Below are 15,975 nucleotides of genomic sequence, written 5' to 3' on the forward strand. Positions count from 1 at the left end.
AGACACCCGGGCGGGCGCCCCGGGTAGGTTCCCGCCACGCCGTTCGACCGACCGGCGCACGGGAGCACGGGGGACCTCATGGAAGCTCTGACCTACGTCGTACCTGTCTTCATCATCGGCATACCGCTCCTCATGATCACCGGTGTGTCCCTCATGGCCTTCAGGGCCGTCGGCCGGAGCCGTCGGCTCAGGGCGGCCTGGAGCAGCGGCCACACGGCCGAGGGGCGCTGCCTGCGCACGTACACCACGACCAGTGGGGGCGGGGGCGACACCTCGGTCACCACCACCATGCACCACGTCTACGAGTTCACCGCCCGCGACGGGTACGTCATCCGGTTCGAGGAGGAGGACGGCCCGGGGACCGTCCTCCAGGGCGACCACGTCACCGTGTACTACCACCCGGACCGCCCGGAGAACGCCACGGCCCGGCCGCCCGCCCGGGGCAGGCTCAACGCGAACCTGGGCTGTGCGCTCGCCTTCTTCGGGGTGTTCGTCGCCGGGTGCGTCGGTTTCATCGTGGTCGCCCTCGCCATGTTCTTCTCGCAGACCGCCGACCAGCTGCCCTGACACCCCTCCCCATGTGACGGGATGTCAGCTACCGTGCGCCCCCATGGACTCCACGAGGCGCACGGTCGCCGAGCTGGTGGCGGCACGATGGGGGGACCACCGTCCGGGGCTGTGGTGCGAGGACCAGGTGCTGACCCACCACGAGACGGCCGCGGGCGCGGCCGCACGGGCGGCGCTCCTGACGGACCTGCTGCCGCCCGCGGTCCCGCCGCACATCGGTGTGCTGCTCGGCAACACCCCCGAGTTCCCGCTGTGGCTGAGCGCCGCGGCCCTCGCCGGGGCGGCGGTCGCCGGGATCAACCCGACGCACCGGGGCCCGGAACTCGCCCGGGACATCCTGCACACCGAGTGCCGCCTCCTGGTCACCGAGAAGGCCCTGCTGCCGCTGCTCGACGGCCTCGGCCTGCCCGGAGTGAGGCTCCTGGTCACCGACTCCGAGGCCTTCGGCGACCTGCTCGCCCCGTACGCCGGTGCCGTACCGGACCCGTCCCGGGCCACCCCGGCCGACCGCCTCCTGCTCTACTTCACCTCCGGGTCCACCGGCGCCCCCAAGGCCGCGATCTGCTCCCAGGGCCGTCTCGCCGCCGCCGGAGCCTCCCTCGCCGGGCAGTTCGGGGTCGGCCCGGACGACGTGCACTACGTCTGCATGCCGATGTTCCACGGCAACGCGGTGATCGCCGACTGGGCGCCCGCGCTGACCGCCGGAGCGGGTGTGGCGTTACGGCGGCGCTTCTCGGCGTCCGCCTTCCTCGCGGACGTGCGCCGCTACCGGGCGACGTACTTCACCTACGTGGGCCGGGCCGTCCAGTACATCCTGGCCACCGAGCCGGGTCCGGACGACCGGGACAACCCGCTGCGACTGGGCTTCGGCACGGAGGCGGGCGCGGTGGACGCGGCGGCCTTCGAACGGCGTTTCGGGGTACGGCTGGTGGAGGGCTACGGCTCCTCGGAGGGCGGGGCGGCGATCCCGTGGTCGCCGGGCACACCCGCCGGCGCCGTGGGGCGGGCGGCGCCCGGACTGGCCGTCCTGGACCCCGAGACCCTGGAGGAGTGCCCGCCCGCCCGATTCGACCCCGCCGGACGGCTGCTGAACGCCGACGACGCCATCGGTGAACTGGTCAACCGCGCCCCCAACCCCTTCGAGGGCTACTGGCGCAACCCGGCGGCGGAGGCCGAACGGCGCCGAAAGGCGACTCCCCGCCCGGGCGAGGCCGGGAGCGGGGAAGCCTGGTACTGGACCGGGGACCTCTTCTACCGGGACACGGATGGCTACCTCTACTTCGCGGGCCGTACCGACGACAGGCTGCGCGTCGACGGCGAGAACCTGGCCGCCGCGGTGATCGAGAACATCCTGTCCCGCTACCAAGGGGCGACCGCCGTCGCCGTGTACGCCGTCCCGGACCCGGTGACCGGGGACCAGGTGATGGCGGCGGTCACCGGCGACTTCGACCCGGACACCTTCGCCGCGTTCCTGCTCGCCCAGCCCGACCTCGGCACGAAGATGGCACCCCGGTTCGTCCGGGTGCCGGAGCGGATGCCGGTCACCGCCACGAACAAGATCCAGCGGGCCGGGCTCAGACGGGAGGGCGTCCACTGTGCGGATCCCGTGTGGTGGCGGCCGCCCGGCGAGCGTGCCTACCGGAGGCTGACCGAGGCGGACGCGAAAGGGCCCCTCGTGTCCACGAGAGGCCCTTCGTCGGTGCGCCGCCAGGGACTCGAACCCCGGACCCGCTGATTAAGAGTCAGCTGCTCTAACCAACTGAGCTAGCGGCGCATGACTCCCGCCGTCCGCTCTCCGCGGCCGACGACGAAGAAAATAATACCTGGCCCGGAGGGGTGCTCGTGACAGCCATGGCGGTCACAGCACCGCGCTGAGGAACTCCCGGGTCCGCTCCTGCTCCGGGTCGCTGAAGATCTGCTCCGGGGAGCCCGCCTCCACGATCCGGCCGGCGTCGAACATCAGGACCTGGTCGGAGATGTCGCGGGCGAAACTCATCTCGTGGGTCACGCAGAGCATCGTGATGTCGGTGCTGCGGGCGATGTCCCTGAGCAGGTCGAGGACACCGGCGACCAGCTCGGGGTCGAGCGCGGAGGTCACCTCGTCCAGGAGCAGCACCTTCGGCCGCATCGCCAGGGCCCGCGCGATCGCCACCCGCTGCTGCTGGCCGCCGGACAGCCGGGTCGGCCGGGCGTCGCACTTGTCGGCCAGCCCCACCAGGTCGAGCAGCTCGCGGGCGCGCTCCTCCGCCTCGTCCCTGGACAGGCCGAGGACGGTGACCGGGGCCTCGGTGATGTTGCGCAGCACGCTCATGTTCGGGAACAGGTTGAACTGCTGGAACACCATTCCGATCTGCTTGCGCACCTCCCGGACCTGCTTCTCGGGCGCCGGGAAGAGGTGCTGTCCGTCGACGGTGATGGTGCCCTCGTCCGGCTTGGTGAGGGTCATCAGCATCCGCAGGATCGTGGTCTTGCCGGAGCCCGAGGGGCCGATCAGGGTGACGTGCCGGCCCGCGTCCACGGACAGGTCGAGCCCGTCGAGGACGGTGTTGTCGCCGAACCGTTTCGTCACCCCTTCCATGCGGATCAGCTCGGCCCGGCCGGCCTTGTCGGCGGGAGTGGTCACGGGGTGCTTGCTGGTTTCAACGGACAAGGCGACGCTCCAGGGTGCGCAGGAGAAGGGAGGCCAGGGCGGAGATGACGATGAAGGCCACGCCGATCACCGTCACCGGCTCGGTGAACTGGAAGTGCTGCTGGGAGAAGAGCCGGGCCCGGCCCAGCATCTCCAGCACGGTGATCGACATCAGGATGGGCGAGTCCTTGAGCATCGCGATGACGTAGTTGCCGAGCGGCGGCACGACCCGGCGCAGCGCCTGCGGCAGGATCACCGCCGTCCAGGTCCGCCGCACCGGCAGGCTCAGCGCGGTCGCCGCCTCCCACTGTCCGGCGGGCACCGCCTCGATACCCGCCCGGTACACCTGCATCGTGTACGTCGAGTAGTGCAGCCCGAGCCCCACCAGACCGGTGGTCAGCGCCGAGAAGGTCAGCCCCCACTCCGGCAGCACATAGAAGAGGAAGAACAGCTGCACCAGCAGCGGGGTGTTGCGGATGAACTCCGTCACCGCCCCCACCGGCCAGCGCACGAACCGGCTCGGCGTCCGCATCAGCAGCGCCCAGACCAGCCCCAGGGTGAACGAGATCAGCGAGCCGACGGCCAGTATCTGGAGGGTGACGAGCAGCCCGTCCCAGAAGTACGGCATGAACTCGCTCACGGCGTTCCAGTCCCACTTCATCCGACACCACCGCCCGCCGTACCGACACCGCCCGCCGCGCCGACACCGGTGGTCTGCGCGCGCTTCAGCTCACGTGCCGAGGAATCCGTTCCGGGGTCCTTGCCGATTCCGGCCTTCAACCGCTTCTCCAGACCGCGCATCAGCCGGGTGATCGCGAAGGCGATCACGAAGTAGATCAGCAGCAGATACGTGTATATGTGCGCGCTCTCCTGCAGGGCGAGCCGCACCAGGTTGCCGCTGAACGCCAGGTCGCCCATGCCGGTGATGGACACCAGCGCGGTGCCCTTCAGCAGTTCGACCAGCAGGTTGCAGAACGACGGGATCATCTCCGGCACCGCCTGCGGCAGCAGCACCAGACGCAGCCGCTGCCACGGGGTGAAGCTCAGCGCGACTCCGCCCTCCTGCTGCGCCGGGTCGACCGCGCTCAGCGCGCCGCGCACGATCTCCGTGCCGTACGCGCCGTAGGTCAGTCCGAGCGCCAGCGTGCCCGCCCACAGGGGCACCAGCTGCCAGCCGAAGGCGACCGGCAGCACGAAGAACACCCAGAAGATCATCACCAGCGCCGAGGTGCCGCGGAACACCTCGGTGTAGAAGCCGGCGAGGAAGCGCACGACCCACAGCCGGTGGGTACGGGCGATGCCCACGGCGAAGGAGACCACCGTGGCCAGCAGGCCGCTGAGGACCAGCAGCTGGAGGGTCGTCCAGACCCCTTCGAGTACGAGTTTCCACAGGCCCGAGGTCATCCGCCGCACAGCTCCTTCGCGGTGAGGTCGGTCATCTCGGCCTTGGTGAAGCCGAATGGCCTGAGGATCCGGAACAGCTCGCCGCTCTTCTTCAGCTCGCGCAGCTGCACGTTGAAGGCGTCCCGCAGTTTCGTCTCTCCCTGCCGGAACGCGAAGGCGCCGCCGTCGACATGCGGCTTGCCGCCGACGAGCGGGGTGAACGGCTTGGTGGCCTCGGCCTTGGCCGACTTCTTCACGACCTCGCGGGCGGTCAGGGCCGTACCGGCGAAGACGTCCACACGTCCGGCCTCCACCGCGTTCAGCCCGGCGACCTGGTCGGGGACGATCAGGATGTCGCCCTCCTCGTACCCCGCCTCCACGGCGTACTGGATCTCGGCGTACCCGGTCCCGGTGGCGAACTTCGCCTTCTTCGCCACGACGTCCTTGTAGTTGTGCAGGCCCAGCGGATTGCCCTTGCGCACGATGAAGGCGTCGAGCATCTGGTAGTCGGGGTCGGCGAAGATGACCTGCTCGCAGCGCTCCGGGTTGACGTACATCCCGGCGGCCACGACGTCGAACTGCTGGGAGTTCAGCCCGGGTATGAGCGAGCCGAACTCCGTCGGCACCGGCTGCACCCGGTCCACCCCGAGCCGTTTGAACACGGCCCGCGCCAGCTCCGGCGCCTCGCCGGTCAGCCCGCCGTCCTTGTCGATGTACCCGAAGGGCACCTCGCCCGCGATCCCGAGCCGGACCACGCCCGTCGCCCGGAGCCGGTCGAGCAGCTCGCCGCCGTTCTCGCCGGCCGCGGTGGCCACCCGGGTGCAGCCGGCGGCACCCAGGGCGCCCAGCCCGCCGATCGCGCCGAGCGAGGCGAGCACCGTCCGCCGTGAGTGTCCGGAGCCGGGCGGGGGCCCGGCCGCTGTGCGTTCCCGTCTGCCAAGTCGTGGAGCCATGGCGGCGCGGCTACCCGAGAACACGGCGGATATTCGTCTTGTCTGAACGGCTCCTCAGTGCCCCGGCACGTACCCGCGCTTCTTGTCGACCACGTTCACCAGCGACCGCCCCACGCTCCAGCGCTCGAACAGCTCTACGAACTGGGCGCCCAGTTCGTCCAGCCGGCCGACGGTGTCCCCGGCCAGGTGCGGCGACACGAGCAGGCCGGGAACACCCCACAGGGGACTGTCCGGCGGGAGGGGCTCGGCGGCGAACACGTCCAGGGCCGCCCCCGCGATCCACCGGCGGGACAGCGCCTCGATGAGCGCGTCCTCCACCACCAGCGCACCCCGGCCGACGTTGACGAAGTGCGCCGAGGGCAGCATCACCCCGAACCGGCGGGCGTCGAACATGCCGTACGTCTGCCCGGTCAGCGGGGCCGCCGCGATCACCCAGTCCGCGCGGGCCATCAGCCGGTCCAGGTCGGCGGGTCCGTGGATCCCGGTGCGCGGGACCCGCCCGACCAGCGCGGTGGTCACGTCGAGAGCCTTCAGCTTCCGGGCGATGGCCCGGCCGACGGGCCCCGAGCCGACCACACACGCGCGGGTGCCCGCCAGTCGCCGGGTCTCACGGTGCCGCCAGGTCCGCTCCCGCTGGAGGTCCAGCGTCCGCGGCAGGTCCTTGGCGATCGCCAGGACCAGCGCGGCGACGTACTCGGCGACCGGCTGCTCGAAGATCCCGCGCGCGTTGGTCACCACCGTGCCGGAGGCGGCCAGCTCCGGGCACATCACATGGTCGACGCCCGCACTCGCCGTGTGCACCCAGCGTGGGCGCGGTCCCTCGCCCGGCCACGCCTCGCGCACCGCGGGCGAGGTGAAGTCCCAGACCAGCACGACATCGGCCGAGGGCAGCCGCCCGGCGAGACCGGCCGCGTCCGTGTGCACGACCCGGGCCCGGCCGGTGAGCCGGCCGAGCCGGGGGAGCGGCTCCGCGTCCAGCACGAGGAGGGTGGGGGCGGGCGTCGGCAAACCGTTCCTCCGAGGGAGACGGGTGTCTGACATGCGCGGATTGACCACGCTCGCAGCCTGGCCCGGCCACGTCAACACAGCCGCACCCGACAGCCGTTGTGTCCGCCAACCAGGTAACGCCCCGGGGCAGCGGCGCGACGACTGGGTACCCGAGCCGTGGGGACCGCATCAGGCGTCGCCGGACCGACACCACAGGAGGACTGGACATGACCGCACTCGGGATCCTCTACCCGGGCCACTTCGCCGAGGACGACTACCCGCGCATCGAGCAGCTGCTCGGCGGCGACATCCGGGTGGACCTGGTCCACACCGACCCCGGCGAGGACGGCACACCGCAACAGCTGACGGCGGGCGTGGACGAGCTGCGGCTCGCGGGCACGGAGACGGTGGTGTGGGCGTCCGTCACCGGCAGCAGCGGATACGGCTGGGACGGCGCCCACGACCAGGTGCGCTCCCTGGCCCGGCTGGCGGGCACCCCGGCCTCCTCGACGTCCCTGGCCTTCGTCAACGCGCTGCGGGAGATCGAGGCCGGCCGGGTGTCGGTCGGGGTGACCTGCCCACCGGAGGAGGCCACCCTGTTCACCGACTTCCTGCGAGCGGGCGGCGTCACCGTGACCGGGCTGCGGTCGGCCGGACCGGTGAGCGCGGCGGAGGCCGCCGGGTGGGGGGAGGAGCAGGTGCTGGCACTCGCGCGGGCGGCGGACGAGCCGGACGCGCAGGCCGTCGTCCTCCCGGACACCGCCCTCCACACGGCCGCGTTCGTCCCCCTGCTGGAGAAGGCCGTCGGCAAGCCCGTCCTGACCGCCAGCCAGGTCACCGTCTGGGAGGCGCTGCGCCTGACCGACCGCCGTGTGAACGCCCCGGAACTGGGCGCCCTCTTCACCCGGCAGCCGATCGTGCAGGTCTGACACACCGGGACGCGGCTACGCCACCGCCAGATGCCCCACGTCGTTCCAGCTCTCGATCGCCGGTTCGCCGTAGGCCCAGCCCAGGACCGACAGGGACGTGGGGTTCAGGCGGATGCGGGCGCCGAAGGCCAGCGGCTCGCCCAGCCATCTGGCACCTATGGAGCGCAGGATGTGCCCGTGGGCGAAGACCAGGACGTCACGGTCGGCGGAGCGGGCCCAGGCCACCACCTCGTCCGCCCTCGCCGTCACCTCGGCGAGGGTCTCGCCCCCGGGCACACCGTCGCGCCAGATCAGCCAGCCGGGCCGGACGTCCTGGATCTCGGCGGGGGTCATGCCCTCGTAGGCGCCGTAGTCCCACTCCAGCAGCGTGTCCCAGGTCCGCGCGCGAACGCCGTACCCGGCGATGTCGCATGTCTCACGCGCGCGGGCCAGCGGGCTGGTGCGCACCTCGACGCCGGGCAGCCCGTCGTACGGCGCCCGGCGCAGCCGCTCGCCGAGCAGTTCGGCACCCCGCCGCCCCTCGTCCAGGAGGGGAACGTCCGTCCTGCCGGTGTGTTTGCCGGACAGTGACCACGCCGTCTGTCCGTGCCGGGCCAGCAGAATGCGCGGTGCCATGGGAGGGGGCCTTTCCGGGAAGCGGGACCCCTTCATCATCGCGCACCCCGTCCCGGGCAACCCGGCGGGCGGTCCCGGCGTCTTTGAGGGCTGGAGTGCCCGCAGCGGGCGCGGACGCACACCGTAAAGTGTCACGGTCGGCCCGCCGGGCGCCGCGCGACAGAAGGGGGAGGGCGATCGGATGCCGCAGACCGAGACGCCGGGGACACCGCGCACCAGGGTGTCCGTACGGACCCGGCCGCGGTGGTGGACCGAGCTGCCGCTGATCCTCCTGGTCTACGGCTGCTACACGGCCGGCCGCCTGCTGGCGCGGGGCGACGTCTCCACGGCCGTCGGCCACGGCCTGGACCTCCTGCGCATCGAGAAGGCCCTGCACCTCGACTTCGAGCGCCCGCTCAACCGGCTGTTCACCCACCAGGCGTGGATAGGCGTGCCGGCCGACTTCTGGTACGCCTCGCTGCACTACCTGGTCACCCCCGTCATCCTGGTGTGGCTGTTCCGCAACCGCTCCGAGGTCTACCGCGCGGCCCGCACCTGGCTGATGACGTCCACGCTCATCGGCCTGATCGGCTTCACCCTGATGCCCACCTGCCCGCCCCGGCTGCTCTCGGCGGACCACGGGTTCGTGGACACGATGGCCCAGTACAGCTCGTACGGCTGGTGGGGCAGCGAGGCCAGCGCCCCGCGCGGCATGGGCGGCATGACGAACCAGTACGCGGCCATGCCGAGCCTGCACGTGGGCTGGGCGCTGTGGTGCGGCGTGCTGCTGTGGCGCCACGGCGGCACCCGCCTCGCGAAGGTCCTCGGCGTCGCCTACCCGCTGCTGACCGCGATCGTGGTCATGGGCACCGCCAACCACTACTTCCTGGACGCGGCCGCGGGCGTCGCCGTGATGGGCGTCGGCCTGCTGCTCGCGCCGCGCGTGATGCGCGCCGCCGACCTGGTCGTGGCCCGGCTGGCCCGGCGTGCGCCGGTCCTGGAGACGGGCTCCGGCGACGCGGTTTCCGTGATTGTCAGTGGCGGATGCCAGACTTCCGCGGGTGAGCGAATTCCACGGCAGCGCCAGGAGCGGACCGGATCCGCGGCCGAGCCGGACGCCGCTCCCGCCGAAGCGGGCGACGGCACTCCGGCAGCTACTCGCTGAGCTGCGCGGACCGGAGGTACCGGCCAAGGCACTGGACGCGCGCGCCCTCGCGGCGCTCGCCGCCAACCCCGGCTGCCGGCGGCGCGCCATCCTGGACGGCGCCGGAGTGGACAAGGTGGCGCTGGCCGGCGCGCTGGGCGCCCCGTCCGCCTTCGGACAGTCGCAGTTCGCCCTCACCAGAGGCAACGCGTTCGAGGCCCGGGTGAAGGCCGACGGCGGCGCCGAACTGCTGCGGCTCGCCCACGCCGTACTGGACCCCGGCGCCGAACCGCCGGGCGAGGCCGCGCGGCCCGACCTCTCCGCGATCGGCCCCGAGGGGCGCACGGCGCGTACGGCGCTGGCGCTGCGCGAGGCCGCCGGGGCGCCCGGCACCTGGACGCTGCTCGACCACCCGATGCTCGCCCTCGACGTGGCGGGTTCACCCGCCTTCCTGGAGCCGGACGCGGTGGTGGTGCACCCGGACGGCGGCTGGACGGTCGTGGAGATCAAGTCCTTCCCGATGCTCGACGGCGCCGCCGACCCGGCCAAGGTCGGCGCCGCCGCGCGGCAGGCGGCGGTGTACGTGCTGGCGCTGGAGGAACTGGCGGCCCGCCTCGACCCCGCCCCGCAGGTGCGCCACGAGATCCTCCTGGTCTGCCCGAAGGACTTCTCCAACCTGCCCACCGCCTCCGCCGTCGACGTGCGCAAACAGCGGTCGGTCACCGCCCGCCAGCTGACCCGCCTCACCGGCATCCAGGACATCGCCGACGCGCTGCCCGAGGGCACCTGCTTCGACCCCGACCTGCCCGCCGACCGGCTCACCGCCGCCGTCGACTCGGTCCCGGCGGCCTACGCGCCCGAATGCCTGGCCGCCTGCGAACTGGCCTTCCACTGCCGGGAACGCTCCCGCGCGGCCGGCGCCGTCACCACCCTCGGCCGCCCGGTCCGCGCCGAACTCGGCGGCCTCGCCACGGTCGAGGACGTACTGTCGGCGGCCCGCGGCGAGACCGGCGACCCGGACGACCCGGCGGTGGCCGCGCTGCGCCGGGCGGCCGCCCTGCGGGCCGAGGCCCTGGCGGAGGCCGCACGGCCGGAGCTGCCCGGCGCCCGGTCCGCCCAGGAGGTGGCGCGTTGTCGCTGATCGCCACCCTGGCCCGGCTGGAGGCCGGCAGCACCGGCCGCGCCCGACCCGCCGCCACCGTCCGGCACCGCCACCTGTCCGAGCGCCCGCTGGTGTTCGTGCCGCTGACCACCTCCGGTGAGGCCGGTGCCCCGCTCGGAGCGCTCGTCGGCACCGACCGGGACGCCCCGCGGCTGCTCGTCGTACCGCAGCCGCGCGACCGTGACCTGCGGTTCGCGTTCCTCGCCGAGCTGGCCGACATCGTCCTGCCCCACATCGACGCCCACGCCGAAGCCGTGGAGGCCACCGAGCGCACCGAGACCGACCCGGAGACCGGCAAGCGGGTCAAGGTGGCCGCCGAACTGTGCGCGGACGCCCCGCAGCTGATCGTCCCGGGTCGCGCGGGCATCGAGTACGTACGGCTGCTCGGCCGCTCCACGCGATTCCGCCGCACCGCCGAACAGGAGCCCGAGGCACCTCACCCGGCGCCGCCCCGGGTGCCGCTGCTCGGGCGGTGGCTCACCCACCTGGCCGAGCGGGCCCGGGTGCCCGGCTCCTGCCTGCTCCTGGCCGCGACGGAGGTACTGACCCGGCACTGGTCCACCGGCCAGTCAGCCCTGGAGGACCAGCACCTGGGTGCACTCCTCGCCTGGATCGACCCACCCGAGGGCGAGAGCGGCGCGGAGGCGGCCCTGCGCGCCGGACACGGGCGGGACGCCGACGACCAACTGCTGTGCCCGCCCGCGGGCCCGGCCACCGACCCGGCGTTCGACAACAAGCTGCTCGCCCCCGCCATCGAGCGCTACGACCGTGCCCGCCTCGTGCTCGCGGCCGCCGCGGACGGCCTGGAGGCCGACGACCGCCTCGCCGCGCTCACCGCCGCGGAGCGGGAGATCCGGGACCTGGTCGCCAGCCGTACCCGGCCCACCTGGGACGCCGTGTGGCGCGGCATCGACCTGCTGCGGGCGCTGCCCGAGGGCGCCCATGTCGAGCAGCGGTGGACCCGCGACCGCTGGTCGTTCACCGCCCACCGCGACCGGGTGCTGGCCGGGGAGCCCCCGCAGCCGCGCCGCGACGACGCGGTCACCGCCGCGAACAAGCTGGCCACGCGCGAGCGCGAACAGGCCCGCCTGGACGCCCAGGAGGCGCTGGACGACCCGCTGGTGATGGCCGGACGGCGGCTGTCCGGGGAGGCGTTCGCGGGCGAGGTCGTGGAGGTCGTCATGGCGTACAGCGAGGGCAAACGGCCCAGCCCGCGTCCGCTGGTCACGGTCCGCACCGACGACCGCCCCTACCTGGCCGACCGGGCGAAGGTGTACCGCTCGCTGGACGGCAGGCCCCAGTCGGCCGAGTTCGCCGGCCGCGAGGCCGAGGGGGTGTTCGTGCTGCGGATCCTCGACAAGATGGGCCGCGGCAAGGAGCCCGAGGAGGGGTCGGTGCCGGAGAAGGGGGACCGGGTCTGCTTCACGCTGTTCGAGCACGAACAGCGCGGCGGGGCCAAGCTGCCCGACCCGGAACAGACCCCGTGGACACACGGCGGCCCGCCCGGCGAGGCGGTCGCGGAGGCCGCCGACGCGGTGACCGAGGAGGACATCCTGTGACGACCGCACCGACCGCACCGTCCTTCGACCCCGCCACGGCGGCCGCCCGGGTCACCGCCGAGATCCTCCACGACACCCTGCACGGCACCGAGCGGGGCGTGGTCGTGGACTCCCCGCCCGGCGCGGGCAAGTCCACGCTCGTGGTCCGCGCGGCACTCGAACTCGCCGGGGCCGGACGCCCACTCATGGTGGTCGCGCAGACCAACGCCCAGGTGGACGACCTGGTCGTCCGGCTCGCCGAGCAGAGCCCGGACCTGCCGGTCGGCCGCCTGCACAGCAGCGACGCCGAGCCGTACGACAAGGCGCTGGACGACCTGCCCAACGTACGGAAGTCGGCGAAGGCGGCCGACCTGACCGGCACTCCGGTCGTCCTGTCCACCGCCGCCAAATGGGCGCACGTCAAAGTGGACGAGCCGTGGCGGCACGCGATCGTCGACGAGGCCTACCAGATGCGTTCGGACGCGCTGCTGGCCGTGGCGGGCCTGTTCGAACGGGCGCTGTTCGTGGGCGACCCCGGCCAGCTGGACCCGTTCGCGATGGTCGGAGCGGAACAGTGGGCGGGCCTGTCCTACGACCCCTCCGCGTCGGCGGTGACCACACTCCTGGCCCACAACCCGAAGCTGCGGCAGCACCGGCTCCCGGTGTCCTGGCGGCTGCCCGCGTCGGCGGCCCAGCTGGTCTCGGACGCCTTCTACCCGTACACCCCCTTCCGCAGCGGTACCGACCACGGCGACCGCCGCCTCACCTTCGCGGTCCCGTCGGACGGCTCGCCCCCCGACCGGGTCATCGACGAGGCGGCTGAATCCGGCTGGGGCCTGCTGGAACTCCCCGCCCGGCACACCCCGCGCACCGACCCGGAGGCGGTGCGGGCGGTGGCGAGGGTCGTACGACGCCTGCTGGACCGAGGCGGCGCGGCCCTCTCGGAGCGCTCACCCGACCCGGCCCCCCTCACGGCGGACCGCATCGCGGTCGGCACCGCCCACCGCGACCAGGCCGCGGCGGTCCGCGCGGCACTGGCGGACCTCGGCGTACCGGACGTCACGGTCGACACCGCGAACCGCCTCCAGGGCCGCGAGTTCGACGTGACCGTGGTCCTCCACCCCCTCTCCGGCCGCCCCGACGCCACCGCCTTCCACCTCGAAACGGGCCGCCTCTGCGTCCTCGCCTCCCGCCACCGCCAGGCCTGCATCGTGATCTGCCGAGCCGGCGTGACCGACCTCCTCGACGACTACCCGTCCACGGAACCGGTCCAGCTGGGAACGCTGGTGAAGTTCCCCGACGGCTGGGAGGCGAACCATGCGGTGCTGGGGCGGTTGGGGGAGCATCGGGTGTCTTGGCGTGCGTGATCGCTGTGACCGGCCGGACGGGGTCCGGCGCGCCGCTGGAGGCGGCCGATGGTTGCAGCCCCCGACGGCTGGGAGGCGAACCATGCGGTGCTGGGGCGGTTGGGGGAGCATCGGGTGTCTTGGCGTCCGTGAACCGGCGCTCCCGCGTCACACCGACCCGGCGCTCTTGCGTCACCGCGCCACAATGGACGGTGGCCCACCCGTATCACCCGAGGAGAAAAGACATGGCGGAGCCCACGCCGCGTCGGAACGAACCGCGGCTACGCCCCGCGCCGCTGCTCTTCGAGCCCGTGGAGGCGGTCTCCGATCCCGAGCACTTCTTCGCCCTGGAGTCGATCGACGACCCCCGTGCGCTGCTGGCCCGCGCCACGGAGCTGACGCAGGCGTTCCGGGCGGCCGCCGACCGGGCGATGGAGTTCCAGGCCGTCGCCGCGGCACAGCTGGCCGACCCCCGGCGGTTCGACCGGCTGACGGCCGCGGACATCGCGGAGCGCGCGGAGTGGACCGAGGACTACGCCAAGAAGATGATCGAGTTCGGACGTGACCTGATGCGGGGCGTCGGCGCGGAGGACCGGGGCACCGCCGACCCCGTGTGAGTCGCCGCGCCCGCAGCCGCGTCACCCGTACGGCATATGCCAGGCGGGCAAGATACCCCGAGCCCGCCATCCGCGTCCCCGTTTTCCGCAACCCTCCGGAACGGGCCGCTCACGGGCGGTAAATGTATGTTCCATGAGCAGCACACGTACTGTGACCTCGGACGGCGCCGCTTGGCTCGCCTCCGCCGGAACCTATCCGCGCAGCACCCTCGCGCTCTGGGCGGAGCGTCCCGACGCGCCGGTGGTGCTGCCGTGCGGCACCGCCTTCGACGTGGTGAGCGTGCCCGCGATCTTCGGCCGCCGCATGCTGGACCGGCTGTGGGTCGAGGGGCCGGGATCCGGGCCGGTCGCGGTGTTCCGGGGCCGGATGCTGCTGTTCGCCGCCCCGGGTACGGCGCAGCGGCTGCCCTCCCTGCTGACCTGGGAGGAATGGGGGTCGGGGGACGGTGAGCGCGGGCGCGCGGAGGACGTACCGCCGCTGCTGTGCCACGGCGCCGGGGACGCGGTGACCGTCCCGGCCCTCGCCCTGGCGGAGTCCCCCGCCCCGGGTGGTTCCCACTGGCTGGTGGCGCCCGACACCCGGCATCCCTGGCTGCCGGGCCCCGAGGTCCTGCTCTGGGCGGCCGTACGGGCGGCCCGCACGGTCGTACGGATATCGATTTTTCCTCCCGCCGATCAGGATGCTAAGGTCTACGACGTCAGCAGGCGCCGCTAGCTCAGTTGGTTAGAGCAGCTGACTCTTAATCAGCGGGTCCGGGGTTCGAGTCCCTGGCGGCGCACCGACCGAAGAGGCCCCTCGCACGCGCGAGGGGCCTCTTCGCATGCCTTTCGGTGTATGCCGGTCGGTCGCTCAGCTCACCGCCGGTGTGATCTGCACCGTCCACGCCCCGGACGCCGTGCGCCCCTCCACCTCCACCTTCACGCCGTCCCCGGGCACGGTGAAGCTCTCCCCGAGGGCGACCGGCGCGTCGGCCAGCGGCGGGTACACCGAGTCCTCCCAGCACGCCTCGGTGCGCGGGTGGGCGTCCACCACCTCGATCGGTCCGCCGCCGGAGGCCGCCCCGCCGTGCACCCGGTACACCAGTACGCCCTGCCGGCAGGCCGTCTCGTCGTTTCCGGCCGAGCCGCGCGCCTCGAAGGCCAGCGCGCTGTCGGTGCCGGTGCGTACGACGGCCAGCTTCGTGCCGTCGCCCAGTCCGAACGCCCGCGCTCCGAAGGCGCCCGCGACGAGGGTGCCCGGCCCGGCGGCGAGGGGCTCCAGGGTCAGCCGGGTGGGCCGGGTGCCCCGTACGCACGTCACCTGCCGGGGGTCGAGCCAGCCCAGCTTCCACTTGTGCCAGGCGAACAGGTCGGGGGACAGCCCGAACTGGCTGCCCATCAGGTCCCAGTCGCCGACGTAGGTGTCCCAGTCGCCCTTCCCGTCCGACGGGCGGTGGTACAGGTCCGGCAGGTCGAACAGGTGACCCGTCTCGTGTGCGAGGACCAGCCGGTCGGGCGGATGCCGCTCGAAGACGGTCACCACCCGCCGTACGTCGGTGCCGTCGGCGTGCTCCGGACTGTCCAGGTTGACGACCTTCGTCGCGTCGGAGTCCACGCCCGGCGCGTCCGGGTCGGCCACGAAGTAGACGATGTCGTAGCGCGAGAAGTCCACCTCCTTGTCGGCCACGGCGAACGCGTCGTGCAGATAGGCGGCCCGCCGCGCCGCGCTCCAGTCGCGCTTTATCGCGTACGAAGTCGACGGCGACGGCATGCGCAGCCAGTGGCCCAGCGGATGCGGGCGCAGCGTGAACTTCCCGTAGGACGACTGCTCGAAGAAGCGGCTGGTGGCCGGGAAGTGGTCGGCGGTCAGTTCCGCGGGGGTGGTGCGCGGGGTGGCGTCCGGGAAGGCCAGGAAGACCAGTACCGCGGAGAGCGGGCGGGCCGGGCGGGCGTAGGAGGCGTTCCAGGTGTCCAGGCCCTCCGAATGGTGCGCGTCGGTGCGGTGCAGCGCGCACGGTGTCGCGGAGAACGGTTCGGCGACCGACGGACTGCTGAGGATCGAGGTCGCGGCGAGCGCCGACATCGCGGTGAACATTGCGGCGGTGCTGCGCAACTGGGGACGCGGCACGAAGGACCTCCGGATGCGG

Annotated in this window: 16 protein-coding genes and 2 tRNA genes; 10 read left to right on the forward strand and 8 right to left on the reverse strand. The window is 73.0% G+C overall.

Annotated features, from left to right (window positions below; translation table 11 throughout):
* Positions 1-78 precede the first annotated feature (78 nt).
* Positions 79-567 carry a DUF3592 domain-containing protein gene (locus ACIPK3_RS00790; RefSeq protein ID WP_402565348.1) on the forward strand — a complete coding sequence of 163 codons (489 nt, stop codon included), beginning with the start codon at positions 79-81 and terminating at the stop codon, positions 565-567.
* Positions 568-610: 43 nt separating this feature from the next.
* Positions 611-2,302 (forward strand): AMP-binding protein, encoded by a 1,692-nt coding sequence (locus tag ACIPK3_RS00795; protein ID WP_402565350.1) that lies wholly within the window; start codon positions 611-613, stop codon positions 2,300-2,302.
* Here the strand turns inward: ACIPK3_RS00795 and ACIPK3_RS00800 are convergent.
* The 6 genes from ACIPK3_RS00800 to ACIPK3_RS00825 all read right to left on the reverse strand — a co-directional run bounded on the left by ACIPK3_RS00800 (position 2,268) and on the right by ACIPK3_RS00825 (position 6,573).
* Positions 2,268-2,341 (reverse strand) — tRNA-Lys (locus tag ACIPK3_RS00800). The two genes, ACIPK3_RS00795 and ACIPK3_RS00800, sit on opposite strands and share 35 nt — an antisense overlap.
* Positions 2,342-2,425: 84 nt before the next feature.
* Positions 2,426-3,145 carry an ectoine/hydroxyectoine ABC transporter ATP-binding protein EhuA gene (gene ehuA / locus ACIPK3_RS00805; RefSeq protein ID WP_402566828.1) on the reverse strand — a complete coding sequence of 240 codons (720 nt, stop codon included), beginning with the start codon at positions 3,143-3,145 and terminating at the stop codon, positions 2,426-2,428.
* A gap of 61 nt (positions 3,146-3,206) precedes the next feature.
* Positions 3,207-3,857 (reverse strand): ectoine/hydroxyectoine ABC transporter permease subunit EhuD, encoded by a 651-nt coding sequence (gene ehuD, locus ACIPK3_RS00810; RefSeq protein WP_402565352.1) that lies wholly within the window; start codon positions 3,855-3,857, stop codon positions 3,207-3,209.
* On the reverse strand, positions 3,854-4,600 hold the full coding sequence (gene ehuC / locus ACIPK3_RS00815) for an ectoine/hydroxyectoine ABC transporter permease subunit EhuC (protein ID WP_402565353.1): 747 nt from the start codon (positions 4,598-4,600) through the stop codon (positions 3,854-3,856). The genes ehuD and ehuC overlap by 4 nt, the downstream gene beginning before the upstream one ends.
* Complete coding sequence (gene ehuB / locus ACIPK3_RS00820) at positions 4,597-5,532, reverse strand: ectoine/hydroxyectoine ABC transporter substrate-binding protein EhuB (RefSeq protein ID WP_402565355.1); 936 nt, start codon at positions 5,530-5,532, stop codon at positions 4,597-4,599. Before ehuB ends, ehuC begins: the two co-directional genes overlap by 4 nt.
* Positions 5,533-5,586: 54 nt before the next feature.
* Positions 5,587-6,573 carry a D-2-hydroxyacid dehydrogenase gene (locus ACIPK3_RS00825; protein WP_402565357.1) on the reverse strand — a complete coding sequence of 329 codons (987 nt, stop codon included), beginning with the start codon at positions 6,571-6,573 and terminating at the stop codon, positions 5,587-5,589.
* Positions 6,574-6,746: 173 nt separating this feature from the next.
* Here ACIPK3_RS00825 and ACIPK3_RS00830 point away from each other — a divergent pair, with 173 nt between their 5' ends.
* Complete coding sequence (locus ACIPK3_RS00830; protein ID WP_402565359.1) at positions 6,747-7,448, forward strand: decarboxylase; 702 nt, start codon at positions 6,747-6,749, stop codon at positions 7,446-7,448.
* Positions 7,449-7,463: 15 nt separating this feature from the next.
* Here the strand turns inward: ACIPK3_RS00830 and ACIPK3_RS00835 are convergent, their stop codons facing one another.
* Entirely contained in the window at positions 7,464-8,063 is a 600-nt protein-coding gene (locus ACIPK3_RS00835; protein WP_402565361.1) for a histidine phosphatase family protein, read from the reverse strand.
* Positions 8,064-8,244: 181 nt separating this feature from the next.
* Between ACIPK3_RS00835 and ACIPK3_RS00840 the strand changes: the two genes are divergently transcribed.
* The 7 genes from ACIPK3_RS00840 (at position 8,245) to ACIPK3_RS00870 (ending at position 14,628) form a co-directional block, all read left to right on the forward strand.
* Complete coding sequence (locus ACIPK3_RS00840; RefSeq protein ID WP_402565363.1) at positions 8,245-9,207, forward strand: phosphatase PAP2 family protein; 963 nt, start codon at positions 8,245-8,247, stop codon at positions 9,205-9,207.
* The gene (locus tag ACIPK3_RS00845) at positions 9,104-10,327 is read left to right on the forward strand and encodes a hypothetical protein (RefSeq protein ID WP_402565364.1); all 1,224 of its coding nucleotides are present in this window, start codon (positions 9,104-9,106) and stop codon (positions 10,325-10,327) included. Before ACIPK3_RS00840 ends, ACIPK3_RS00845 begins: the two co-directional genes overlap by 104 nt.
* Positions 10,318-11,907 (forward strand): hypothetical protein, encoded by a 1,590-nt coding sequence (locus ACIPK3_RS00850; protein WP_402565366.1) that lies wholly within the window; start codon positions 10,318-10,320, stop codon positions 11,905-11,907. Before ACIPK3_RS00845 ends, ACIPK3_RS00850 begins: the two co-directional genes overlap by 10 nt.
* The gene (locus tag ACIPK3_RS00855; RefSeq protein WP_402565368.1) at positions 11,904-13,253 is read left to right on the forward strand and encodes an AAA domain-containing protein; all 1,350 of its coding nucleotides are present in this window, start codon (positions 11,904-11,906) and stop codon (positions 13,251-13,253) included. The genes ACIPK3_RS00850 and ACIPK3_RS00855 overlap by 4 nt, the downstream gene beginning before the upstream one ends.
* Positions 13,254-13,477: 224 nt before the next feature.
* A complete protein-coding gene (locus tag ACIPK3_RS00860) occupies positions 13,478-13,849 on the forward strand; it encodes a hypothetical protein (RefSeq protein ID WP_402565369.1) in 372 nt (123 codons plus the stop codon).
* Between the two features lie 52 nt (positions 13,850-13,901).
* Positions 13,902-14,564 carry a bifunctional DNA primase/polymerase gene (locus tag ACIPK3_RS00865; protein ID WP_402566829.1) on the forward strand — a complete coding sequence of 221 codons (663 nt, stop codon included), beginning with the start codon at positions 13,902-13,904 and terminating at the stop codon, positions 14,562-14,564.
* Positions 14,555-14,628: transfer RNA gene (locus ACIPK3_RS00870), tRNA-Lys, on the forward strand. Before ACIPK3_RS00865 ends, ACIPK3_RS00870 begins: the two co-directional genes overlap by 10 nt.
* 71 nt (positions 14,629-14,699) lie before the next feature.
* Here the strand turns inward: ACIPK3_RS00870 and ACIPK3_RS00875 are convergent.
* Positions 14,700-15,923, reverse strand: a complete 1,224-nt coding sequence (locus ACIPK3_RS00875; RefSeq protein WP_402566830.1) for a M6 family metalloprotease domain-containing protein — start codon at positions 15,921-15,923, stop codon at positions 14,700-14,702.
* Positions 15,924-15,975 lie beyond the last annotated feature (52 nt).

Origin of the sequence: Streptomyces sp. NPDC086787 (assembly GCF_044745865.1) — a bacterium.
GTDB lineage: Bacteria > Actinomycetota > Actinomycetes > Streptomycetales > Streptomycetaceae > Streptomyces.